Below are 23,605 nucleotides of genomic sequence, written 5' to 3' on the forward strand. Positions count from 1 at the left end.
GACCCACGGGGCTTGCCAGCAAGCGTTATCTGTATGTATAAACAGTGTCCGTTCCTGCTGCCCGACCCGCCCCGTGATCGCCCATTCCGTCGACGACCCGCTCTACTACCTGCATAACTTCCGCCAGGTACTGCTGTGGGTCGAACACCGTTATGCCGACCTGCTCGATATCCAGGAGCTGGCGTTCATCCAGGCTTTTGCCAGGCTCGAGGAGCCAGCCCAGGCCCTGCTTGTGCGCATGGTGATGCGCAAGGGCGAGCTGTTTCGCAGCGACCGGCTGGATTATGCCGAGATCGGCGATTCGTCTGTGGCCTTGCAGCCCCTGCAGGCGCTGGGCTGGGTGCGCGAACCCGAACAGTTGAGCCTGGAGCAATTGTTCGCCTTGCTGCGCAAGGAAGAGCTGGCCAGCGGTTTTGCCGGCCTGCTGAGCCGACCGCGTGCGGCCAAAAGCGATCTGCTCGCGCAACTGCAAGCCTTGGCGCTGGCGCCCAGGCCACTGTCCGACTGGTTCGCCAGTGCACCGGTGCGCATCGTCCAGTGGTGCCTGCAGCCGCTGTGCGATCGCATGCGTCTGCTGTTCTTCGGCAACCTGTACCAGGACTGGTCTGATTTTGTCCTGGCCGACCTGGGCGTGCTGCGTTTCGAGCACGTGCCATTCAGCCCCGGCTCGCGGGCCTTGCAGCAGCGCAGCGACGTCGACCTGGCCATGGCCTTGCACCAGTGCGCCGAGCGCTTGGAGCTGGGTGAGGCGCCTGCGTCGATCCTTGAGGCATTGGTGGGCTGGGGCAGCGACAACCCGTGGCTGGCCCGGCGTCACGCGCGCTTGCTGTTTGCCCTGGGCCAGCAGTGCGAGCGCCTTGGCGACTGGGAGCTGGCACTGACGGTGTATGCCCAGAGCAGCCATGCCCAAGCGCGCATCCGCCAGGTGCGCGTGCTGGAGCGCAGCGAGCGCTGGCAAGACGCGCATGCCCTGGCATTGCAGCTGGCTCAAGCGCCTGCCAATGCCCTGGAAGTACAGGCGCTGCAGCGCATGGTGCCGCGCCTGGTGCGCAAGCTGGGCGGGCCGGCGCAGCGCCGTCGACGTGTTACACCCGCGCCGGTGATCGAGCTCGAACTGCCGCGCGAACAGGCTGCGTTGGGTGTCGAGGAGGCGGTTCGCCAGCACCTGGCGCAAGCAGGCGGGCAGGTTCACTACGTCGAGAACACGCTGCTCACCAGCCTGTTCGGGTTGTTGTGCTGGGATGCGATCTTTGCCCCGATTCCCGGCGCGTTCTTCAACCCCTTCCAGGCTGCACCGCAAGACCTGCATGACTGCGACTTCCAACTGCGCCGCGCCGCTCAGTTCGAGGCGTGCCTGGGCCGGCTCGACGACGGCTCGCATCAGCAGGCCATCCTCGACTGCTATGCCGCCAAGCAAGGGCTGCAATCGCCGTTCGTGTTCTGGCAGATGCTCAGCCATGCTTTGCTCGTACAGGCATTGGCTTGCCTCCCGGCGGAGCACCTCAAGCAGTGTTTCTTGCGCTTGCTGCAGGACATCCGCAACAACCGTACCGGCATGCCTGACCTGATCCAGTTCTGGCCGGAGCAGGGGCGTTACCGCATGGTCGAGGTCAAAGGGCCTGGCGACCGCCTGCAGGACAACCAGTTGCGGTGGCTGGAATTCTGCGCCGAACACGGCCTGCCGGTCGCGGTCTGCCATGTGCGCTGGAGCGAAGAGCAATGAACTACCGCGTGGCGGTGCGGGCTTTGTGTGAGTTCACTGCCAAGGCCGGTGATCTCGACCTGCGCTTCACACCGTCGCCCACTGCCCAGGAGGGCATGGAGGGCCATCGCCGTGTCGTGGCCAGGCGGGCCGCCGGCTATGAAGCGGAGGTCGCACTCGAAGGTGCGTATCAGGGCTTGCAGGTGCGCGGTCGCGCCGACGGTTATGACCCCGCCGCAAACCGGCTTGAAGAGATCAAGACCTACCGTGGTGACCTGGCCCGGCAACCGGCCAATCATCGCCAACTGCACTGGGCCCAGGCCAAGGTCTATGCCTGGTTGCTGTGCCAGGCACGGCAGCTGCCCGCCATCGAGGTGGCGCTGGTTTACCTGAACGTGGACAACGACGGCCAGACCTTGATCAGCGAGCATTACCGCGCCGCCGAGCTGCACGCTTTTTTCGAAACCCAATGCCAGTGCTTTCTGGCCTGGGCCCAGGCGCAAACGCAGCGCCTGGCCGAGCGTGATCGCGGCCTGCAGAGCCTGGGCTTTCCTTACCCGCAGTTTCGCCAAGGCCAGCGGCAACTGGCCGAAACCCTGTACAAGGCGGTCAGCACCGGGCGCTGCCTGATGGCCCAGGCCAGCACCGGTATCGGCAAGACCCTCGGCACGCTGTTCCCGTTGCTCAAGGCCATGGTGCCGCAACAACTCGACAAAGTGTTTTTCCTCACCGCCAAGACCCCTGGCCGCGCCCTGGCGCTGGATGCCCTGCAACAGATCACCCAGGCTACGCCGCAGCCCGCGCTGCGTACACTGGAGCTGATCGCCCGGGACAAGGCCTGCGAGCACCCCGACAAGGCCTGCCATGGCGAGGCCTGCCCATTGGCCCGAGGCTTCTACGACCGCCTGCCGGCGGCGCGGGAGGCTGCAGCCCGGTTGCCGTTGCTGGACCGCGCAAACCTGCGCGAAGTGGCCCTGGAACATCAGGTTTGCCCGTACTACCTGGGGCAGGAAATGGCGCGCTGGGTCGATGTCCTGGTGGCCGACTACAACTATTATTTCGACGCTCACGCCCTGTTGTTCGGCCTGACCCAAGCCAACCAATGGCGCGTAGCGGTGCTGGTCGACGAGGCGCATAACCTGGTGGAGCGTGGCCGTGGCATGTACAGCGCCAGCCTCGATCAGGGGCAGTTGCTGGCGTTGCGTCAGCGCAAACCGCCAGGGCTGGCCAGCGCGCTGGACCGCTTGAACCGCCAATGGAATGCCGTGTACAAGGCGCAGCGAGCGCCCTATCTGGCCACCGAGCAGTTGCCGGACGCCTTTGTGCGTTCGCTGCAGCAGTGCATCGGGCTGATCCAGGAGCGGTTGAACGAGTCGCCCGTGGACGTGGATGCACACATCCTGCAGTTCTATTTCCAGGCGCTGCAGTTCAGCCGGGTCGCAGAGCTGTTCGATGAGCATTTTCTGTTCGACGTGAGTCTGCGCGCCGGCCCGCGCCAGCGACGCCTGGCCACCTTGTGCCTGCGCAACGTAACGCCCGCCAAACTGCTCGGCCCGCGCATGCAGGCTGCGCGCAGTGTGACGTTGTTCTCGGCCACGCTCAGCCCGCGGCATTTCTACACTGACCTGCTCGGCATGCCAGCGGATACAGCATGGCTTGAAGTGGCCGCACCGTTTCGCGCCGAGCAGCTCGAAGTGCGCATCGCCAGCCAGGTCTCTACCCGTTATCACGAACGTCAGGCCTCGCTGGCACCGATCGTTGCGCTGATCGCCGAGCAGTACCAGCGCCAGCCCGGCAACTACCTGGCGTTCTTCAGCAGTTTCGAATACCTGCAGCAGGTGCATGCGCTGCTGGCCGAGCGACACCCGGCGATTTCGGCCTGGGCTCAGGCACCAGGCATGGACGAAGCCGCACGCCAGGACTTTCTCGCGCGCTTTGCCGAAGACGGCCAGGGTGTCGGCTTTGCCGTGCTGGGCGGTGCCTTTGGCGAAGGTGTCGACCTGCCGGGTAGCCGGCTGATCGGTGCCTTCGTCGCCACCCTCGGCTTACCCCAGGTCAACCCGGTCAACGAACAGTTCAAGCAGCGTCTGGGGCGTCAGTTCGGCGCTGGCTTCGACTACGTCTACCTGTACCCCGGGGTGCGCAAGGTGATCCAGGCTGCGGGCCGGGTCATTCGCGGCGATCAGGACCGCGGTGTATTGGTGTTGATCGACCAGCGCTTCGTCGAGCCGCGCGTGCAGCAGATGTTCCCTGGCTGGTGGCAGATAACCCGCGAATAATCCTCGGCAAGGCCTTCGCACCTCGTTGCAACTCCCAGTACACTGCGTGTTCCAACCCCAACATCCGTTGAACTCGAGGTTTCTGCATGACGCTCAGTCCTTTGGCAGGCAAGCCGGCTCCGGCCAGCGTGCTGGTCGATATCCCCCGCCTGCTCACCGCTTATTACACCGGCCGCCCCGACGCTGCCGTAGCGGCCCAGCGCGTGGCCTTCGGCACCTCGGGCCACCGGGGCAGCTCGTTCGACCTGAGCTTCAACGAAGACCACGTCCTGGCCATCACCCAGGCCATCTGCCTGTACCGCCAGGAAAAGTGCATCGACGGCCCATTGTTCATCGGTGCCGATACCCACGCGTTGTCCGCGCCGGCAGCCGCCAGTGCCCTGCAAGTGCTGGCCGCCAACGGCGTGCAGGTGATGCTGTCCAAGGACGATGAATACACCCCGACGCCAGCGGTGTCCCACGCCATCCTGTGCTACAACCGCGGCCGCGATGGCGGGCTGGCCGATGGTATCGTCATTACCCCCTCGCACAACCCGCCGCAGAGCGGCGGCTTCAAATACAACCCGCCCAACGGTGGCCCGGCTGACAGCGATGTGACCAAGTGGGTCGAGGCCAAGGCCAACGAATTGCTGGCCGCAGGCCTGGCCGGCGTCAAGCGCATGGACCATGGGCAGGCCCTTGAGGCCCCGACCACCCAGCGCCACGACTATGTCAGCCATTACGTGGCCGACCTGGCGAACGTCATCGACTTCGACGTCATCCGCAGCGCCAATCTGCGCCTGGGCGTTGACCCGCTGGGTGGGGCAGGGGTGCGCTACTGGTCGGCGATCGCCGAGTACTACAAACTCAACCTGGAAGTGGTCAATACCGAGGTCGATCCGACCTTCCGCTTCATGACCGTGGACTGGGACGGGCAGATCCGCATGGACCCTTCCTCGCCGCACGCCATGCAAGGGCTGATCGGCCTGCGCGAGCGCTTCGATGTGGCCTTCGCCTGCGACCCGGACCACGACCGCCATGGCATCGTCACCGCCGATGGCCTGTTGCAGCCGAACAACTACCTGGCCGTGGCCATCGACTACCTGTACCGCCACCGCCCGCACTGGCGCAGCGATGCAGCCGTGGGCAAGACGGTGGTGTCCAGCGGCCTGATCGACCGCGTTACCGCGCGCCTGGGCCGTGAGTTGTATGAAGTGCCGGTGGGCTTCAAGTACTTTGCCCAGGGGCTGTTCGACGGCTCGTTGGGCTTTGGTGGCGAAGAAAGCGCCGGCGCTTCCTTCCTGCGCATGGACGGCACGGTCTGGGCTACCGACAAGGATGGCTTGATTCCGGCGCTGTTGGCCGCCGAGATGACGGCACGTACCGGGCGTAACCCGAGCCAGGCCTATGCCGACCTCACGGCGGCGCTGGGCACCCCGTTCGCTACCCGCGTGGAAGCCAAGGCCGACGCTCGGCAGAAGGCGTTGCTGAGCAAGTTGGCGCCGGAGCAGGTCAAGTCGACCGAACTGGCCGGGGAACCCATCGAGCAGATCCTCAGCCACGCGCCAGGCAATGGCCAGGCCATCGGTGGCCTGAAGGTGATGACCGCCAACGGCTGGTTTGCCGCGCGGCCATCCGGCACCGAAAACATCTACAAGATCTACGCCGAGAGCTTCATCGATCAGGCGCACCTGCAACGCCTGGTGGCCGAGGCGCAGCAACTGGTTGATGCCGCGATCGCCTGATTGACCTGTGAAGCAGGGCCGCAGCGCGGCCCTGCTTGTTCAAGCCACATCGACCAGCACGATTTCGCTGTCCTCGATGGCGGTCACTCGCAGCACTTCTTCCTGCTCGATCGCAACCCCATCGCGGCCCTTGGCCCGCAGCCCATTGACCTCGACCAGGCCTTTGGCCGGCACCAGATACCCTCTGCGCCCGGTGTCAAAGCGATACTCGGCCGTTTCGCCTGCCCGCAGGGTTGCCGCCACCAGGCGCGCATCGGTGCGGATTTGCAGGCTTTCTTCATCCCCCGCACGGCCGCTGGCCAGGGTCACGAAGCCTTCTGCGCGCTCGCCTTTGGGGAATGGCCGAGTGCCCCATGACGGCGCGTCGCCGACGCGTTCCGGCACGATCCAGATCTGGAAAATACGGGTATCGATGTCTTCCAGGTTGTACTCGCTGTGCACGATGCCTGTACCGGCGCTCATGACCTGGACATCGCCGGCTTCGGTGCGGCCTTTGTTGCCCAGGCTGTCCTGGTGAGTGATGGCGCCTTCACGCACATAGGTGATGATTTCCATGTCGCGGTGTGGGTGCGGTGGGAACCCGCTGCCGGCGCCGATCAGGTCATCGTTCCAGACTCGCAGGTTGCCCCAGTGCATGCGCGCCGGGTCGTGGTACTCGGCGAACGAGAAGTGGTGACGGGCATCGAGCCAGCCGTGGTTGGCATGGCCAAGGCCTTCGAAAGGTCGCAGTTGCAGCATGATCGTGCTCCTTGAATGGGTGTAATGGGGCCATGATGCTTGAAAGAAAGATCGAAAATAAGCGTAAATATCGGCTGATTATGATCGTTTAATTGGATGGGTTTGGCCGATGTGATTTGTGCGGTTCATCGCCTAATCCACTGATCTGCAAGCATTCGCTGGCGATTTTTTGCCGATGCGGCGAACATGCACGCTGTTTCGATTTTCAACGGAGTGACCGTGGCCCACGAGCAACCCCAGGCCCCTGCCGACCTGACCCCGCCCGCACAATTGCCCTGGCTGCGCCGCCTGGCTGCACGGCTTTTGGGCCGTGGCCTGAGCCGCTTGCAGGCGCAACACCGTGACTCCTGGTTTCTGGGCCATGCCACCGGCCAGCGCAGCGGTCACGCTGATGGCGTACGCGAAGGTTTCGAGCGTGGGCGGGTGGAAGGTTATGAGGCGGGTCGCCAGGTGCTGGTGATTCGCGATTCGCGCCCTGATAGCGCCGCAGTACCTGGCCGGGATGACCTGTTGTTCGACGACTGGCGCCTGCCGCTGACCACCGAGCTGAAAAAGCGCTTCAAGGCCGATGTAGCCCAGCGGTTGCCCGCTCAGGCGCAGCCCAGTGCCGCCCAGTGGAAGCTGATCTTCAGCGACACGCCCTCCACCTGCGTGGTGGCTGGGGCAGGGGCCGGCAAGTCTACGTCGCTGGTGTTGCGCATCCTGCTGCTGCGCCATTACCTGGGCTACGAGCTGGACGCGATGACGGTCGTCACCTTCACCCGTGAGTCTCGCAAGGACTTCATCAAGCGCCTGGTGCAGGTGTTCTCGCTGTGGCAGCTGGACCTGCCGCCGGCGCGTGCCCGCGAGCTGGTACGTACCTTCCACTCACGCATCCTGCCGCTGGTCCGCAGCCTGCCGGGCTTCGGCCAGGTGCGTGCATTCGAGACCCTGGGCAACGACATGCCAGCGGGGCGTGAGGCAGAGGCCGAGAGCAACCTGTTCGACCTGCGCCTGAATGACGCCCAGCGCCAGCAGCTCAATCTGTGCTATCGCGACCTGCTCGCCGAAAGCCCGCGCTTTGCAGAAATCATCGCGACCCTGCGGCGTGAAGCCCTGCAGCTCAAACCGCTGGACCCGGACCACCCCGACGTGCAGAAACGCGTGCAGGTGACGCAGCTGGCTGCCCAGCGTGACGAAGAGCTGTGCGACGTGATCGAGGACCTGTGGTTCGCGGCGGGCGTGTGGCCGATCAAGGGTATCGAGCCGTGCCGTGAAACGGTCGACATCCGGGGCAGCCGTTTCCATGTGCATGGCCGCCTGGAAGGCCTGGATGCCTGGGTGGTGCTTGGGTTCGACCCGTCGGAAAGCGCACAGTACCAGCGCCCGGGTGCCAAGCTTGGCGTACGTGCCGAATGGGCGGTCAAGCGCACGTTGCTGCAGGCGTTCTGCGACCGGCCGCTGATCTGGCTGGACAACTATGCGATGGCCCGGCGCCTGGCCGCCTCGCTGGCAGGCGACGCGGTCGCGGGCCCCGGGTTCGAGTACAAGGTCAAGGGCGAACTGGCCCCGGCGCCGTTGCTCGATGCCTTTGTCGGTGCTGCCAACTTCATCGAAAACCTCGGCCTTGAGGTCAGCACTGCGGTGGCGGCGATGCGGTTCCCCTCCGGCGACAGCGACGCATTGTTCTTCGAGGCGCTGGCACTGTACTGGAAGGCCCTCGAGTCGCATCTGCTCGACCAGTCGCCGCCGGTGATGAGCTACAACCGCATGTTCGCCCTGTTCGGTGAGAACAATCCGGAAAACCTGCACCTGTTGCCAGACCCGTTGCTCAGGCCCTTGGCGCATCTGATGATCGACGAGTTCCAGGACGTTTCGCCGCAGATCGTCAGCTGGCTGCGTGCCAGCCTGGCGGAGATCCGCCGCCGCGGACCGGCCATGCACACGGGGCGCAACGCCCAGTCTTCTTCTCTGCTATGCGTGGGTGACGATTGGCAGTCCATCTATGGCTGGCGTGGCAGTTCGCCAAAGTACTTCATGGAGTTCACCAAGGCCTTCCCGTCGCCGGCCAACACGCGGGTGATGCTGGTCGACAATTATCGCTCTCAGCAACTGGTCATCGAGGCTGCCGAGCATCTGGTCAAGGGCGCGCCATCGATCACCGGCAAGAAGGCCCGGGCCGCGGGCCCTGCCGCCGAGTTGCCGGTATCGCCGGTGACGGTGTGCGAACGTGACGAAGCGGTGCTTGGCCAGACGCTGATCGAACATTACCAGCGTGGCGAATCGGTGATGATGCTGTACCGCAAGGGCGCCGACAAAACCTTGATGAGCGAGCACCTGGCCGGCGTGCTGCAAGACGAAGCGGCATTGCCGCCCGAACAGCGGCGTCTTCGCCAGCTGACCTACCACAGCGCCAAGGGGCTGCAGGCCGATGCCGTGTTCATGCTTGGCGATTGCCAGTACCTGACCAGCTCGCCATACAAGAACCAGGTGTATCGCCAGGCTGGCCTTGGCCGTGCCGGTGATGCCCAACCGTTCGACACCGCGCAAAAGGAAGAGGTACAGCGCTTGGCCTATGTGGCGGTCACGCGCGCCGCCAAGCACTGCTATTGGCACGTCGAGGCAGCCAGCGGCGAAGCGGCCGCGGCGCCACGGGCTTCGAGCCAGGTGGATGGCCGGCAGGCGTTCTTCGAAGACCTGCGCGGCCAATGAGCACGGCTTAGCCGGCGAGGGTTTCGGCCTGCCGGGTGAGGCTGAGCAACAGGCCATGCTCGACCTTTTGCTGCTCCTCGTTCAAGGCGCGCATGGCTCGGTCGAATTGGCCCTCATTGATCGGCACACGCCGCAGCAGGCCGTTTTCATCCAGCGGGTTGTGCGGCAGCACAGGCACCAGGGCTTGCAGCACCGAGGCATCCAGACGGGTGACTGGCTCATAGCTGTCGTCCAGGCAATGGAACAGGTAGTCATGGCCCACCCTCCAGAAATCGGTGAGCAGGCTGAAGGCTTCGCCATTGTGACGCTTGAGGTAGTGCACCCAACCTGCCTGCCCGACTATCCATACCAGGCGCCTGTCGGTTACGGCGTCCTGGGCAAGCACAGCGCTGTGCACCCTGTCGATGATGGTGCTGTTGATCCTGGCCGTGTCCCGGTAGAGCATGCCGCGGCTGGGTTCAGGGAAGCCCAGCCGCGTTGCAAGGGATTGGCGCAAAGCAAGGCGGACTTCGATATCGTCGACCAGCCCCCGTTCCAGGTCGACGTCAGGAAAGGCCGCCGGATCATCCAGTGAGTCGTAGCGGGGCAGATCCGTATCGAACACACCATTTTGCAGCGCCTGCTTGCGTAATGTCCTTCTCAGGCTGATGCGGTCGGCCAGTTCATTGACCAGCTCCCGGCGGTAAAGCTTGCGGTAGAGCGCGAGCAAGGTCTTGGCCTGGTCACTGCTGTGGCCTGCGGCCTCGTGGGCCAGCACTTCGATCTCCAGTGCACTGAAGGCATCGGCACCGGCATCACCGCAGGTCGGCGGGTACGCACGGGCGACGTCGGCAAGGCGTTCGCGCAGCGCCGTGTCCCGGCCGGCTTTCTCCAGCAGGGCCCAGAGCCTGCTGCGTAGGTGATCTGGCTCGTGCCGCGCTTCGGCTGACTGTACCAGGCGTTCGAGAATCCCCAGCAGCTCACCGTTTTCGCCTTGGTCGAACAGATCGCTCCAAAGCTGGTCCTGATGTGTGGAGGCGGTACTGCGCCACAGGGATTGCCATTCAGGCATGTCGGGTGCGTGCTCGAAAACCCGGACGCCGCTGGCACGCAGTTGCGCACGGGTTTGCGCTTCAAGCCTGTTGTAATTGAGGTGCCAGCGCCGTTCAGGTAATTGCGCAGCGACATCCCGGGCGAATGGGGTGCGTAGAATGTCTGCGAGGTTGGGCAGGGTGCGAATGCGGTTCATGGACAGGTCCAGGTGACGCAGTTGGTACTGATGCTGGCTCATCAGCTGGGTCAACCCCTCGGGCCATTGCTGCAAGCCGCAATTGTTCAGGCTCAGGGTGCGCAGGCGGCCCATGTAGCTGACGTCGGGGGCGAGACCCAGGGTGTTGAAATCCAGCATCAGTTGCTGGGGATGAACCATGGCCTGGAAAGCCGAGGCCAGGGTTTGGTCGAGGGTAATGGCATTATTTCCAAGGTCCAGCACATCCAGGCGAAGGCCAGCCAGCAAGGCGATGCTGGCAGCGTCCAGTTGCAGACGGTTCCTGCGCAGGTTGAGCTCGCGCAGGCCGGGCATGGCGGCCAACGCCTCATGGGCCAGTGGCGAGAGGGCTGGCAAAGCATTGCCGGTGAGCTGGAGCGTTTCTAGGCCAGGGGCCGACTTCAGCGCCTGGAACAACCCCTCGGCGTCTATGTCCGGGTTGCCGCTCACCTCCAGTGCGCGCAGGCCAGGGAAGCGTGACAGGAAGCCGCCTTCCAGGCGCTCGAGCTCCAGCCCATCCAGCACCAGGGTGCGGACATGGGGCAGTCGTGCCACCAGTGCTGGCAGGGTGCGCAACCGCATGCGGTCCAGCCTCAAGGTGTCCCGGCTGGCGCCACCTTCGCGGCTCCAGGCGGCGAGCAGCTTCTCGGCGAAGTGGGAACGGTCGAAGCGATCGTCCAGGCCAGACGCGTCATCGACCCATCTGCTCAGGTCCTGGCGCAAGGTCCGTTGCTCGGCTTCCAGCCGGCTGATCTGTGTACCCAGGTTGCCCGCCTCTGCGAGTTCGGACTGCAGCGCCCTGAGCGCTCTTTGGTCGAGTTCAGTAAAGAGCGCGGTCAGACGTTGCACCGCGCGCCCGGCGCCGCGGCCACTGAGCGGGTAGCCAATACGGCCGGCGGCGAGGCGCAAAGGTGAACGATAGCCAGGCTTGATTGGCTGCTGGCCAATCAGCGCGGCGCAGTGTTCGCGGTTGGCAAGGGCAAGTTCAAGCAGTTGCTCGGCGCTTGCCTGCGGATGCTGGCTAAGCAGGCCTTCGATCAACCGCTGGCTATCGCTGTTGGCCAGGTGCGGGCGGTACAGACCGATGATCGCGCGGTCCAACCGGGTGCGGGCTTGCAACTGCCGCGCTTCTTCGGCTAACCGTAACGGCACACGTCCGGTTGCCAGGCGTGCACGTTCGGTATGGCTGGCCGCCTGGACGATCTCTTCCAGGGCGCTGTGTGGCACACCGGGGAATTGCCTGCGCAATGGCTGTGCCGCTTCACTGGCTGGCTGGGCATGGTAGTTCAGCATACTGTGGTAAATCGCCTCGCGCTGGCTTTGCAGCTGTTCGCCCAGCCTGGCGTTCAGGGCCGAGCCCCACTGCTGCAAGGGCAGGTCGCCGAGCATGGCACGCACGTGTCGCTCGTCCAGCTGTGCGACGACGGCGTGGCCCAATTGACCATTCTCCAGGTCCGTGCGGGTCAAGCTGATTTCCACCTGGCCAGGGGTGTCGGGCGCACCATAGCGCAGCGCATCGCCCCAAGGTTCGGGGCCGGTGAATACCTTCAGCACGTGATCTTGCGGCCAACCTGGCAAGCGCAGCAGTTCCGGCAGTGCGAAGTTCTTGTGGGCAGCCATTGAAAGGCCGTTGCGCACACGGTGGATCAGGCTCTGCACCTCGTTGTCCAGGCGTAGGCGCAGCAGCATGTCTTCCAGCAAGGCCGGGGGGCGCAGCCCTTTGGCATGCATGCGGCGCAGCACACTGGCGTCTGCACCGGTACTGCGCATCGCCGTGATCAGCTCGCCGCTGTCGAGCCCCCGGCTGGTGAGGCCAAGGCGCTGCAGCACCTGCGTATCGTCCCATTGCACAGGCTGCTCGTGGGCCAGTAGCCAGCGCCCGTCACCCTGGTGGTGTAGCAGTGGCGCGTAGGCGGTTGGGGCGCTGGAGTGGCGGATGCGCCATTGCTGGTCGGGGCCCTGGAACGTCTCGTAGGCCGTGCCTTCCAGCACGACGTAGCGTTTGCCCTCGAGCTCGTAATGCCCGATCGCATCGGGCTGGCCTTCTGTTGGCAGCGTGACCGGACTGGCATAGGGGCCCATGTCCGGGTGCCACAGTTGCAGACGGTCTTCATGCCATACCGCTTGCATGGCATCGACGAAACCTGACGCTTTGATGGCCTTGGCGGCGCCGGCAAAACCTGCGATCGCGGCAGCATTGATGGCCAACGATTCAACCTGGGCCAGTGCTTGCACGGTGTCACCTTCTTCCCAGGCCTCAAAACCGGTGAATACCGAATCCATCAATTGATAAGCGAACACGCCGGTCATTACCGCGTTCAGGCCGGGCACGAAGAACGCGGCGATGTTCAGCACGTTCATGCCCATCTCCAGCCAGTACCGCAGGTGTCTCTGATGAACCTCGGCGTCGACATCGGCTGTGGGGACCGCCAGGACCCTGGCGTCGGCCTTGAGGCGGTCGAGGTGGGCACGGTAAAGGGTGGGCCACCACTCGGTTCGTGTTTGCGCTGGCACGACGTGGAGCTTGGGCGAGGTGCGTGGCCGTTGCCTGCCTTGCTCATCGGTCTCGAACAGTGCGTCCCGCAGCCTGCCCGCCAGCCTGGGCTGATCGCGCCTATAGGCGAGCCCGATCACGGTTTGGCGGAAGGTGCTGTGCACCAGGCGCTGTCGGAAATACTTGGCAGCAGCCTGACGGGAGGGGTATTCGCGCACCGGGTGTTCGCTGTCGCCTGGGAGGTAGACGATGCAGGGGGTGATTGCACCTGGCGTATCGGCGCCGATGAACAGCAGCTCGTGCAACGGAACGTCGAGCAGGCTCAAACGCCAGCTGTGCAGGGGATGGCCGTCGTAAACGGGGTGAGGTACGCCATTGCACAGCTCGCTGATCGCGGCAAGGCCTTCTGCGCTCAGCAGGCCTTTGAGCCAGGCGATGTAGGCCTGCACGCGCAGTTCTTCCTGGCTGGCCCGCATCGACAGCTGGCTGATCTGCCCCTTGAGCGGGCCCTCATAGATGGCCTGCAGGTGGTCCTGATAGTGCTGCCCGAGGTTAAGATCCCGGCAGTGCCCCGCGAATTGCACCGCGGACATACCGGCCAGCGGCGTGTCGTCATCGGGCGCGCGGGTCAGATCGCTGTAAGGCCCGACTTGTTGGGCGCTTTCGAAGTTGTGCAGGGCGGCTTCGAGCAAGCTGCGGGGTTGGCGAGGGCCTACGGGGCGGGTGACGAAGGCCTCTACCTGCAGTTGCCCATCCCCGGGTACGTCCAGGCTGCCGGGGCCCGGCCCGTAATTGATGACCGTCTCGAAGGGCTGAAAGTTGTACTGGGCCTTGTCCACGGCCACGTTGAGGCCCAGCCGGCGGCTCAGCAGCGGGCTGCAGAACGCAGTGATGTCCTTGAAACCGACAAGTGCGTTGCTCAGTTGGGTAACGCAGGTGTCACGTTGCCTGATGAGCGTGCGCAACTGCTCACGATGCGCTGGCAGCGCGGTCGCATACCAGCTGTAAGGCGCGCCATTCTCGTCCACGTAGGGCGCGCGTGCGCGTTGCACGATGCCTCTGGCGTGCGTGGGATGCAGGGTGCGGGCCCATGGGGGCAGGGCCTCGGTGATCAGGTCGTGGTGCAGGGCAATCGCGTTGTGCATGGCATGAGCCTCGTATCTGTGGAGGCGGTAGTCGACACCGCTGGCGAAACGGCCGTGCGGTAGATAGTTGCCCGCAAGGGTCGGTCTCGTGCATGCATGGGTCGGTAAGAGGCCAGCAAGGCAGGCCACGCTGCGAGATGGTGGGGTGAAGGCATGGCGCCAGTGTTCAGCGAAGGAGAGTGCAATGCGTTCGCTATGCAGTCCCAAGGATCACCTGCTTGACCTCGACGGTATCGAAATAGCGGTACGCACGTGGGGCGCCGAAGACGGGATACCGGTGCTGGCGTTGCACGGCTGGTTGGACAATGCCGCCTCGTTCGAGCGGCTGGGCCCGTTGCTCGAGGGTTGCTTCGTGGTCGCCCCTGACCTGGTCGGTCACGGCCGCTCCGATCACCGGCGCCATGACAGCGGTTACTACGTGTGGGAGCATGCCGAGGATATGCTGGCGGTGGCCGACAGCCTGGGGCTGGCGCGGTTTCATGTGCTTGCCCACGGGATGGGTACCGGCATCGCCTCGCTGCTGGCCGCCATGACCAGTGGCATCGCCAGCATGACCTTCCTCGACGGCATGGGGGCGCCGTTCACGGTTGCCGAGAATGATCGCGTGCAGCACCTGGCCCGTGCCTATCGGCTCAAGCGCATGGTGCAACGCAGCCGGTTGCACGGCTTTGCCGACAGCGCCGGGAACCGTTTCGACGATCTGGAAACCGCCCTGCAGCAGCGGCGCAAGCGCATCGATGCCGAACTGGCCGAGGACGCCGCACGGTTGCTGGCCATGCGTGACCTGCTGCAGTTGGCCGATGGCTACTGCTGGCGTCATGACCCCCGGCTGGTGCTGCCCGAACCGATGCCACTGACCGAGCGCGAGGCGTGCGACCTTCTCAGGGAAATCCGCTGCCCGCTGTACCTGATGCTGGGCAGGCAGGGGGCATTTGCGGGCGGTGCTTTCGCGCAGCGCCAGGCAGCATTGCCCAGCCAAGCCAGGGTGTCATGGCACCCCGGTGGGCATCACTTTCACTTGGACGCGCCGGACCGAACGGTGGTCGAGCAGCTGCTACGGACCTTGGCCCGGCATGATGCCGGCCTGCTTCAGCGCCTGGTGAACGAGTAGCGGGGCGGGCCTTGCTGGGCTATGGTGGCCGGGACCTCTGTGCAATCGCCTCAAGGAGCGCCGGCATGAGACCCTTCGCCATCCAGCACATCGACCACCTGGTGCTGCGCGTCAGCGACCTGCAGCGTAGCGTGGCCTTCTACCGTGACCTGTTGGGCTGCACGGTCAGCCGGGAGCGCGAAGACCTGGGGATGGTCCATTTGGCAACCGGTACGGCCATGATCGATCTGGTCACCCTCGATGGCCCGCTTGGCCGCCCTGGTGGCGCTGCACCGGGAGCAGAAGGGCGTAACCTGCACCATTTCTGCTTGCGTATAGCGCCATTCGATGAAAAAGCGCTGACCGCTTACCTGCAAGCGGCAGGCGTTGCAGTCGAGCCTGCCCAGGTGCGCTATGGCGCCGAAGGCGAAGGGTTATCGCTGTATTGCTACGATCCCGATGGCAACCAGGTCGAGCTCAAAGGCCCGGTGCCGGGTCGGGTTTGAAGTAAACGGAATTCGCCAATACTGGCAAAGTGGATATCCCGGCAAAGCCGATTATGCTTGAAATACCTTGCTGCGATCCGAGGCGGTCAGCCTCGTCGTGCTTCGCAACCAAAGCAAGCCCCTGAGGCCTGGGTGCGACGGTGAAATGGGTGTGAGGTACTCCGGCCTGCGACAACCACAATCCGGAGGCAACACATGGCGGTTCTCGACAGCGCATCCACGGGCAGTAGCGCGCCCCAACGCGGCATCACCAAGGAAGAGCGCAAGGTCATCTTCGCGTCCTCCTTGGGTACCGTGTTCGAATGGTACGACTTCTACCTCTATGGCTCACTGGCGGCGATCATCGCCAAGCACTTCTTTGCCGGGGTCAATGAAACCACCTCCTTCATCTTCGCCTTGCTTGCCTTTGCCGCCGGCTTTGCGGTGCGACCGTTCGGTGCCATTGTGTTCGGCCGCCTGGGCGACATGATCGGGCGCAAGCACACGTTCCTGATCACCATCGTCATCATGGGCCTGTCCACTGCGATCGTCGGGCTGTTGCCCAGCTACGCCACGATCGGAGTGGCAGCGCCGATCATTCTGATCGCCCTGCGCTTGTTGCAGGGCCTGGCGTTGGGTGGCGAGTACGGTGGGGCGGCCACGTATGTGGCGGAGCACGCGCCCAAAGGCCGGCGTGGCTTCTTCACCTCGTGGATCCAGACCACTGCGACGCTGGGCCTGTTCCTGTCGTTGCTGGTGATCCTGGCCTGCCGCACGGCCTTGGGCACTGAGGCCTTCGAAGCCTGGGGCTGGCGCATCCCGTTTTTGCTGTCGATCCTGCTGCTGGCGATTTCGGTCTATATCCGTATGCAGCTCAATGAGTCGCCGGTGTTCATGAAGATGAAGGCCGAAGGCAAAGCTTCGAAAGCGCCGCTGACCGAATCCTTCGCCCGCTGGGACAACCTCAAGGTGGTGCTCATGTCACTGCTCGGCGGCACTGCCGGCCAGGCCGTGGTGTGGTACACGGGGCAGTTCTATGCGCTGTTCTTCCTCCTGCAGACGCTGAAGATCGACCCGCAGACCGCCAACCTGCTGATCGCAGGCTCGTTGCTGATCGGTACGCCGTTCTTCATTTTCTTCGGCAGCCTGTCCGACCGCATCGGGCGCAAGAAGATCATCATGGCAGGCTGCATCATTGCCGCCTTGACCTACTTCCCGATCTTCAAAGCGTTGACCGAATACGGCAACCCTGACGTGTTCGTCGCCCAGGAGCAGAACCCCGTGGTCGTCATGGCCGACCCGAATCAATGCGCGTTCCAGTTCGACCCGGTGGGCAAGGCCAAATTCACCAGCTCCTGCGACATTGCCAAGAGCCTGCTGGCCAAGCGAGCGATCCCGTACACGAACGAAGCGGCCGAGCCGGGCAGCGTGGCGCAGATCCGTATCGGTGAGCGGGTGATCCCGAGCTTCGATGGCAGCAGCCTGGCGGCGGCTGACCTGAAGGCACAAAGCGACGCGTTTACCGCAAACCTGACGGGCGCCTTGAAGCAGGCGGGTTACCCCGAGAAGGCCGACCCTGCGAAGATCCACTACCCGATGGTGCTGTTGCTCCTGACCATTCTGGTGATTTACGTGACCATGGTCTATGGGCCGATCGCGGCATGGCTGGTGGAGCTGTTCCCGGCGCGTATCCGCTACACCTCGATGTCGCTGCCGTACCACATCGGCAACGGCTGGTTCGGTGGTTTCCTTCCTACCGTGGCATTCGCCATGGTGGCAGCCACCGGTGATATCTACTACGGGCTGTGGTACCCGATCGTGATCGCGGTGATGACAGCGGTGCTGGGGATTTTCTTCCTGCCAGAGACCAAGGACCGGGATATCACGTGACCTGATGCAGCGCTTTCAAGCCCCATCGCCGGCTGGCCGGTGATGGGGCGGTCACTGAACACAATCAGTCGAAATACCCACGCAGGCTGAAGGCATAGCCCAGATCCACGTTCTGGGCCTGGCCACGGCTCAGGCGTTTGCTCAGCACGAACTCGAATGCCGGTTCGTACAGCCCGTCGCGTACTACGGCGCCGCCCAGTACCTCGACGTCGTACCAGCCATTGTCCAGCTCGATGATCGGCCGCCCCGGCACTTGGTAGCGGGCCAGCAGGTCGCCGAGGGTCTTGTTGGTGAAGTGCTGGAGGATGCGCCAGGTGTACACCATCACCGCACGGTTTTTGACCTGCAGCACATAACCGCCACGCCGGTGTTTCAGTCGGCTGCCGGGCTCGAGCAAGGCGGGGGTATCACCCTCCAGGGTGAAGATGATGTGGTAGGGCAGGTTGTCGATCCCGGCCATGGGTATGACGATGCCTTCGCTCACCGCCCTGTCGCCGCTGTCGGTGTGGGTGAATTCGCTGGCCAGGTCATCAGGCAGGTCGTTGTCATGCTTGAAGCGGTCAAGCAACTGAATGTCCCCGACCAGGAAATAATCGACCAGGTCGTTGAGTACTTCGCTGAATTCGTGGCGCATTGGTTTTCCTTGTTCTGGCGCACCGGGAATAGCGGCAACTGTAGCCAATGGCAGCTTGGCCTGCCATTGCCCACGGTCAATGCTTTTGAGCGATCTGGATCAGGTTGCCGCAGGTATCGTCGAACACCGCGATGGTGACCGGGCCCAGGTCGGTGGGTTGTTTGGTGAACCTCACCCCGGCCTTGCACAGGCGCGTGTACTCGGCCTGAATGTTGCGCACGCCGAACGAGGCTGCCGGAATACCGTCCTGGCGCAGTGCGGCCTTGTAGGACTTGGCCGCAGGGTGGGCATCGGGTTCCAGGAGCAGCTGAACACCGTTGGGCTCGTTGGGTGAAGTGAGGGTGAGCCAGCGGTGCTGGCCCATGGGGATGTCGTCCTTGGGCTCGAACCCCAGTACGTAATGGTAGAACGCCAATGCCTTGGCCTGGTCGTCGACGAGGATGCTGGTGACAACGATTTTCATAGGCTCACACCGTTCCTGTGGCTGTTCACCCTTCAGTAAAGACGTTTTGCAGCCGGGCGTGGCAGAGCGAGAATATGTTCAAGGCATAGGCAAATCCTTCACCCTCGGGGCGCCCTTGGCTGCGGCGGCGCGGTAAAGTGGCAGGATAATTCCAAAGGCGCCCCCACCGGCGCCAGAGAGGTGCCTGTGGCTTCCTATACCCTGCGACAACTCAAATACTTCGTCACCACTGTCGAGGCCGGCAGCGTCGCCGAGGCCTCGCGTCAGCTGTACATCGCCCAGCCGTCCATCTCCACAGCGATCAAGAGCCTGGAGGAAAGCTTTGGTGTACAGCTGTTCATCCGCCACCACGCCCAGGGCGTTTCGCTCACCCCCAGTGGCAAACGCTTCTACGCCAAGACCAAATCATTGCTGCAGATGGCCCATGAGTTCGAGCAGAACGCGCTGGCCGATAACGATACGGTGGCCGGGCAGATCGACATCGGCTGCTTCGAAACCGTGGCCCCGTTGTACCTGCCGCGCCTGATCGCCGGGTTTCGCGAACGCTACCCGGGGGTCGATATCCGCCTGCGCGACGGCGAGCAGCAGGAACTGATCCAAGGCCTGACGGCGGGTACCTTCGACCTGGCGTTCCTCTACGATCATGACCTGGATGGCACCATCGAGGCTGAGCCGCTGATGCCCCCTCAGAAGCCCTACGTGCTACTGCCGGAAAAACACCGCTTTGCCGGCCAGTCGCAGGTGTCGCTGCGTGACTTGTGCCCGGAGCCGATGATCCTGCTGGATGTGGCACCGAGCCGAACCTACTTCGTCAGCCTGTTCAACGAGATGGGCCTGACGCCGAACATTGTCTTCAGTTCGCCGTCGATCGAGATGGTGCGGGGAATGGTGGGGCAGGGGTTCGGGTTTTCGCTGCTGGTGACCCGGCCGCATTCTGAATGCACCTATGACGGGCAGAAGCTGGTGACGGTGGACATCGTCGAGCCGGTGGCGCTGTCGGGGCTGGCAGCGGCGCGGTTGAAGCGGGTGCAGTTGACCAAACCGGCGCAATTGTTCGTGGAGTTTTGCCGCGAGGAACTGGGCAGGATGTAGCTGACCGGGGCGCAGCGCGCCCCAGCCACCTCACTCGATCAAGCCTGATCCGGCACCACCGCGATCACATCGATTTCCATCAGCCATTCAGGCTGCGCCAAGCCCGCCACGACCAGCCCGGTGGAAATCGGGAACACGCCCTTGAGCCACTTGCCCACTTCTTTGTACACCGGCTCACGGAAGCGCGGGTCGGTGATGTAGGTGGTGGTCTTGACGATGTGCGACAGGTCGGAGCCTGCTTCTTCAAGCAGTTGCTTGACGTTTTTCATCGCTTGTTCAGCCTGCGCCCGAGGGTCGCCCAGGCCTACCAGGCGGCCCTCGAAATCGGTACCGACCTGGCCGCGCACATAGATGGTGTTGCCGGCGCGCACGGCTTGGCACAAGTCGTTGTCCAGGGTCTGGTTAGGGTAAGTGGCCTTGGTGTTGAACATGCGGATGCGGGTATGGGTAGGCATCAGTGGGCTCCGAAGGTGCTGACGTTGCTGATCGAGGTAGGTTGCTGCTCATCCGCTTCACGCTGTTCGCGGTCGCGGTAGGCCAGGTAAGTACGCTGGGTGGCGATGTGCCCGGCGACGTGCTTGGCATCGTGCCAGACGCCCCAGATGAACGAGGAACCACGGCGCGACAGCCACGGCAGGCCGAGGAAGTACACGCCCGGTTCACGGGACACGCCGCGCTGGTGCTGGGGCTTGCCGTTGGCGTCGAAGGTGTCGACCTGCAGCCAGCTGAAGTCCACGCCGTAGCCGGTGGCCCAGATGATGCTGGTGACATTGGCTTTGGCCAGGTCCAACGCCAGCAGCGGGTTGCTGATGCAATCCGGGTCCGGCAGGCGCTTGCGTGCTTCAGGCTCTGGCGGCAGGTCCAGGCCGTTGCGTTCGATGTAGGCATCGGCAGCGTCCAGCAGGGCCAGGTAGTTTTCGTCGCCTCGGCGGATGTTGTCGGCCAGGTTTTCCTGGAAGCGTGCCACACCGTTGTCGAACGATTGGGTCAGGCCGACCAGGGTCATGCCCTGATGTGCGAGGGCGCGGAAGTCTACCGTGTGGCCGCCCCGGGCGCCGCTGACGGCGATGGTCACGTGCTCGCGGCCCGGCTTGGCGATTTCGGCATCCCATTCGCCCAGCACGCCCAGCCACCAGCAGAAGTCACGGTTGCGATACGCCCGTGGCGGGCGATCGTGGGCGCCGACCGACAGGTACACCTGGCGCCCGGCGCGCATCAGCTCTTCGGCGATCTGCACGCCGGAAGAGCCGGCACCTACCACCAGCACGGCGCCTTCAGGCAGTTGCTCGGGGTTGAAATAGGCGGCGGAGTGGATCTGGTGCAGGTGCTCGTCCTTGGGCGCGATGGCCGGGATGACCGGGCGCTGGAACGGGCCGGTGGCGGCCACCACACGGTTGGCGCGAATCACCCCCTCATTGGTCTCGACGGTGAAGCCTGGGCGGTCGGCATTGCGCACCACCTTCTTCACTTCGATGCCGGTGCGCACCGGCAGGTTGTATTTGCGCACGTATTGCTCGAAGTAGTCGGCAACCTGGTCCTTGCCGGCGAAGGCGTCGGGGTCCAGGTTGAATTCAAGGCCGGGGAAGCGGTCGTGCCAGACCGGGCCATTGGCGACCAGCGAATCCCAGCGGCCAGTGCGCCAGGCCTCGGCGATACGCTTGCGCTCCAGCACCAGGTGCGGCACGCCGAGCTTGCTCAAGTGTTCGCTCATGGCCACGCCGGCCTGGCCGGCGCCGACGACGAGGGTGTCGATTTCGATTGTGTTCATTGTCATGTCCGAGCCCTTGTTCAGGCGGTTTTTGTCAGGTCGGTTTGGAGGACCGCCGTTACCTGGGGCCAGACTAGGGATGCACGGAAAATCGCGAAATTAGTATTTAACGAGTACTTGCCGATAAAACGGCGAAGGCCTTGATGCGCAAGGGCTACAGCGGAGTTGGCGAGGGTTTTCAGGCGGGTTTGCAGGGCTGTGCACGGCCTTAGTTTTTTCCTGCTCAAGGCACAGGAAAAAGGTGGTTTCGCTCACTAAAAGGTTCTGCCCAGAATGCCTGCAATCGCCCAGAACAACAGGAGCCACTTCATGACCTTCTCCATCATCGGACGCTGCCAGGAAACCGGCCAGGTCGGTATCGCCATCAGTTCGTCGAGCATCGCCGTAGGGGCGCGTTGCCCTTGGGTACGTGCAGGCGTCGGTGCCGTTGCCACCCAGAACATCACCTTGCCGGCGCTTGGTCCGCAGATCCTCGATGCCTTGGAGCAGGGCCAGTTGCCGCCTGCTGCAGCGCTGGACCGGGTGCTCAGCGCCAATGGCTGGAGCGAGTACCGCCAGGTCACGGTGATCGACAGTAATGGCCAGGTGGCGCTGTTTACCGGCAAGCAGGCGTTGGGAGTGCACAATGCGGTGGCCGGTGAGCAATGCGCGGCGGCTGGCAACCTGTTGTCGTCGGTACAAGTGATCGAAGCCATGGTGCAAGCCTTCGAACAGGCCGGCGGGCACTTGGCCGATCGCCTGCTGGCGGCCATGCATGCGGCAATGGCGGCAGGGGGCGAGGCAGGCCCGGTGCACTCGGCGGCGCTGAAGATCGCTGGCGAGCTGACCTGGCCGCTGGTGGACCTGCGCGTGGACTGGGCCGATGAAGACCCGATCGGCGTGCTCGAGGGTTTGTGGCAGGCGTACCGCCCGCAGATGCAGGACTACGTTACCCGCGCGCTGAACCCCACCACTGCACCGAGCTATGGGGTGCCGGGTGATGAGTGAGTTCAGCAGCCGCGCGCTGTTGGCTCGGCTGATCGGCTATGCCACGGTCAGCCGCGATTCCAACCTGCAGTTGATCGGTTTCATCCGCGATTACCTGGCCGAACAGGGCGTGGCCAGCGAACTGTTCCATAACCCTGAAGGCACCAAGGCCAACCTGTTCGCCACCATCGGCCCGGCTGATGTTGGCGGCGTGGTGCTGTCCGGGCATACCGATGTCGTGCCGGTGGATGGCCAGGCCTGGACGGTCGAACCGTTTGCCTTGAGTGAGCGCGATGGGCGCCTGTATGGCCGTGGTACCGCGGACATGAAGGGTTTCATTGCCTCGGTGTTGGCGGCGGTGCCCGCATTCGTTGCAAAGCCGCTGCGCGTGCCGGTGCACCTGGCGTTTTCCTATGACGAGGAAGTGGGTTGCCTGGGGGTGCGCTCGATGCTCGCGGCGCTCGAACAGCGGCCTGACAAGCCGCGGCTTTGCCTGATTGGCGAGCCGACCGAGCTGAAACCGGTGCTCGGCCACAAAGGCAAGCTGGCCATGCGCTGCCAGGTGCACGGCGCGGCGTGCCATTCGGCCTATGCACCCTATGGGGTGAATGCCATCGAGTATGCCGCCAGGTTGATCGGCAAACTGGGCGAGATCGGTGACGCGCTGGCGCTGCCCGAACAGCACGACAAGCGCTTTGACCCGCCGTTCTCGACGGTACAGACAGGCACCATCAAGGGCGGTAGGGCGCTGAATATCGTGCCCGAGGAATGTGCCTTCGACTTCGAGGTGCGCGCCTTGCCAGGCTTCGAAGCGCAGGCGGTGGCCGATCAGTTGCAGGCCTATGCCGAGGCCGAACTGTTGCCACGCATGCGTACCGTGAGCGCCGCCAGTGCCATTCGCCTGGAGCCGTTGAGTGCGTACCCGGGGCTGGCCACGCCTGCCGACAGTGAGGCGGCGCGGTTGGTCGCCTTGCTCAGTGGGTCGGATGAGTTCGGCACGGTGGCGTTCGGTACCGAAGGCGGGTTGTTCGATCAGGCAGGCATCCCTACCGTGGTGTGTGGCCCGGGGAGCATGGAACAGGGGCACAAACCGGACGAGTTCGTCAGTGTCGAACAGTTGCAGGGGTGTGATGCGATGCTGTCGAGGCTGGTGGATTACCTCAGGCAGGATTGAAAAAGGGGCCGCACAGCGGCCCCT

At 64.0% G+C, this 23,605-nt stretch carries 16 protein-coding genes; 10 read left to right on the forward strand and 6 right to left on the reverse strand.

Annotated features, from left to right (window positions below; all coding sequences use genetic code 11):
• The first annotated feature begins 73 nt into the window (after positions 1 to 73).
• The 3 genes from ACIPZH_RS18080 (at position 74) to pgm (ending at position 5,705) form a co-directional block, all read left to right on the forward strand.
• Positions 74 to 1,723, forward strand: coding sequence for a VRR-NUC domain-containing protein (locus ACIPZH_RS18080; protein ID WP_400637159.1), 1,650 nt, complete (start codon positions 74 to 76; stop codon positions 1,721 to 1,723).
• Complete coding sequence (locus ACIPZH_RS18085; RefSeq protein WP_400637161.1) at positions 1,720 to 3,981, forward strand: ATP-dependent DNA helicase; 2,262 nt, start codon at positions 1,720 to 1,722, stop codon at positions 3,979 to 3,981. The genes ACIPZH_RS18080 and ACIPZH_RS18085 overlap by 4 nt, the downstream gene beginning before the upstream one ends.
• A gap of 86 nt (positions 3,982 to 4,067) precedes the next feature.
• Complete coding sequence (gene pgm / locus ACIPZH_RS18090; protein ID WP_400637162.1) at positions 4,068 to 5,705, forward strand: phosphoglucomutase (alpha-D-glucose-1,6-bisphosphate-dependent); 1,638 nt, start codon at positions 4,068 to 4,070, stop codon at positions 5,703 to 5,705.
• 39 nt (positions 5,706 to 5,744) lie between these two features.
• Here pgm and ACIPZH_RS18095 read toward each other — a convergent pair whose 3' ends face one another.
• Positions 5,745 to 6,443, reverse strand: a complete 699-nt coding sequence (locus tag ACIPZH_RS18095; protein WP_400637163.1) for a pirin family protein — start codon at positions 6,441 to 6,443, stop codon at positions 5,745 to 5,747.
• 186 nt (positions 6,444 to 6,629) lie between these two features.
• On the opposite strand from ACIPZH_RS18095, the gene ACIPZH_RS18100 reads away from it, so the two are divergent.
• Entirely contained in the window at positions 6,630 to 9,134 is a 2,505-nt protein-coding gene (locus ACIPZH_RS18100; RefSeq protein ID WP_400637165.1) for a UvrD-helicase domain-containing protein, read from the forward strand.
• A 7-nt stretch (positions 9,135 to 9,141) separates the two neighbouring features.
• On the opposite strand, the gene ACIPZH_RS18105 is transcribed toward ACIPZH_RS18100, so the two are convergent.
• Positions 9,142 to 14,019 carry an NEL-type E3 ubiquitin ligase domain-containing protein gene (locus tag ACIPZH_RS18105; RefSeq protein WP_400637166.1) on the reverse strand — a complete coding sequence of 1,626 codons (4,878 nt, stop codon included), beginning with the start codon at positions 14,017 to 14,019 and terminating at the stop codon, positions 9,142 to 9,144.
• A 184-nt stretch (positions 14,020 to 14,203) separates the two neighbouring features.
• Here ACIPZH_RS18105 and ACIPZH_RS18110 point away from each other — a divergent pair, with 184 nt between their 5' ends.
• The 3 genes from ACIPZH_RS18110 (at position 14,204) to ACIPZH_RS18120 (ending at position 17,484) form a co-directional block, all read left to right on the forward strand.
• The gene (locus tag ACIPZH_RS18110) at positions 14,204 to 15,130 is read left to right on the forward strand and encodes an alpha/beta fold hydrolase (RefSeq protein ID WP_400626519.1); all 927 of its coding nucleotides are present in this window, start codon (positions 14,204 to 14,206) and stop codon (positions 15,128 to 15,130) included.
• 65 nt (positions 15,131 to 15,195) lie between these two features.
• Positions 15,196 to 15,615, forward strand: a complete 420-nt coding sequence (locus ACIPZH_RS18115; protein ID WP_400637168.1) for a VOC family protein — start codon at positions 15,196 to 15,198, stop codon at positions 15,613 to 15,615.
• A gap of 195 nt (positions 15,616 to 15,810) precedes the next feature.
• Positions 15,811 to 17,484 (forward strand): MFS transporter, encoded by a 1,674-nt coding sequence (locus tag ACIPZH_RS18120; RefSeq protein ID WP_400626517.1) that lies wholly within the window; start codon positions 15,811 to 15,813, stop codon positions 17,482 to 17,484.
• Between the two features lie 64 nt (positions 17,485 to 17,548).
• Here ACIPZH_RS18120 and ACIPZH_RS18125 read toward each other — a convergent pair whose 3' ends face one another.
• Positions 17,549 to 18,118 (reverse strand): hypothetical protein, encoded by a 570-nt coding sequence (locus tag ACIPZH_RS18125; RefSeq protein WP_400637169.1) that lies wholly within the window; start codon positions 18,116 to 18,118, stop codon positions 17,549 to 17,551.
• 76 nt (positions 18,119 to 18,194) lie between these two features.
• Positions 18,195 to 18,581 (reverse strand): VOC family protein, encoded by a 387-nt coding sequence (locus ACIPZH_RS18130; RefSeq protein ID WP_400626515.1) that lies wholly within the window; start codon positions 18,579 to 18,581, stop codon positions 18,195 to 18,197.
• A gap of 186 nt (positions 18,582 to 18,767) precedes the next feature.
• On the opposite strand from ACIPZH_RS18130, the gene ACIPZH_RS18135 reads away from it, so the two are divergent.
• Positions 18,768 to 19,673: a LysR family transcriptional regulator gene (locus tag ACIPZH_RS18135; protein ID WP_241803729.1), complete on the forward strand. Its 906-nt coding sequence runs from the start codon at positions 18,768 to 18,770 to the stop codon at positions 19,671 to 19,673.
• A gap of 38 nt (positions 19,674 to 19,711) precedes the next feature.
• On the opposite strand, the gene ACIPZH_RS18140 is transcribed toward ACIPZH_RS18135, so the two are convergent.
• Positions 19,712 to 20,128 carry a RidA family protein gene (locus ACIPZH_RS18140; protein WP_241803728.1) on the reverse strand — a complete coding sequence of 139 codons (417 nt, stop codon included), beginning with the start codon at positions 20,126 to 20,128 and terminating at the stop codon, positions 19,712 to 19,714.
• Positions 20,128 to 21,447 carry a flavin-containing monooxygenase gene (locus tag ACIPZH_RS18145; RefSeq protein ID WP_400637171.1) on the reverse strand — a complete coding sequence of 440 codons (1,320 nt, stop codon included), beginning with the start codon at positions 21,445 to 21,447 and terminating at the stop codon, positions 20,128 to 20,130. Before ACIPZH_RS18145 ends, ACIPZH_RS18140 begins: the two co-directional genes overlap by 1 nt.
• 303 nt (positions 21,448 to 21,750) lie before the next feature.
• Here ACIPZH_RS18145 and ACIPZH_RS18150 point away from each other — a divergent pair, with 303 nt between their 5' ends.
• Positions 21,751 to 22,428, forward strand: coding sequence for a DUF1028 domain-containing protein (locus ACIPZH_RS18150; protein ID WP_241803725.1), 678 nt, complete (start codon positions 21,751 to 21,753; stop codon positions 22,426 to 22,428).
• Positions 22,421 to 23,581: an acetylornithine deacetylase gene (gene argE, locus ACIPZH_RS18155; protein ID WP_400637173.1), complete on the forward strand. Its 1,161-nt coding sequence runs from the start codon at positions 22,421 to 22,423 to the stop codon at positions 23,579 to 23,581. Before ACIPZH_RS18150 ends, argE begins: the two co-directional genes overlap by 8 nt.
• Positions 23,582 to 23,605: the final 24 nt, after the last annotated feature.

Source organism: Pseudomonas sp. NPDC089758, from assembly GCF_044748705.1.
GTDB lineage: Bacteria > Pseudomonadota > Gammaproteobacteria > Pseudomonadales > Pseudomonadaceae > Aquipseudomonas > Aquipseudomonas putida_X.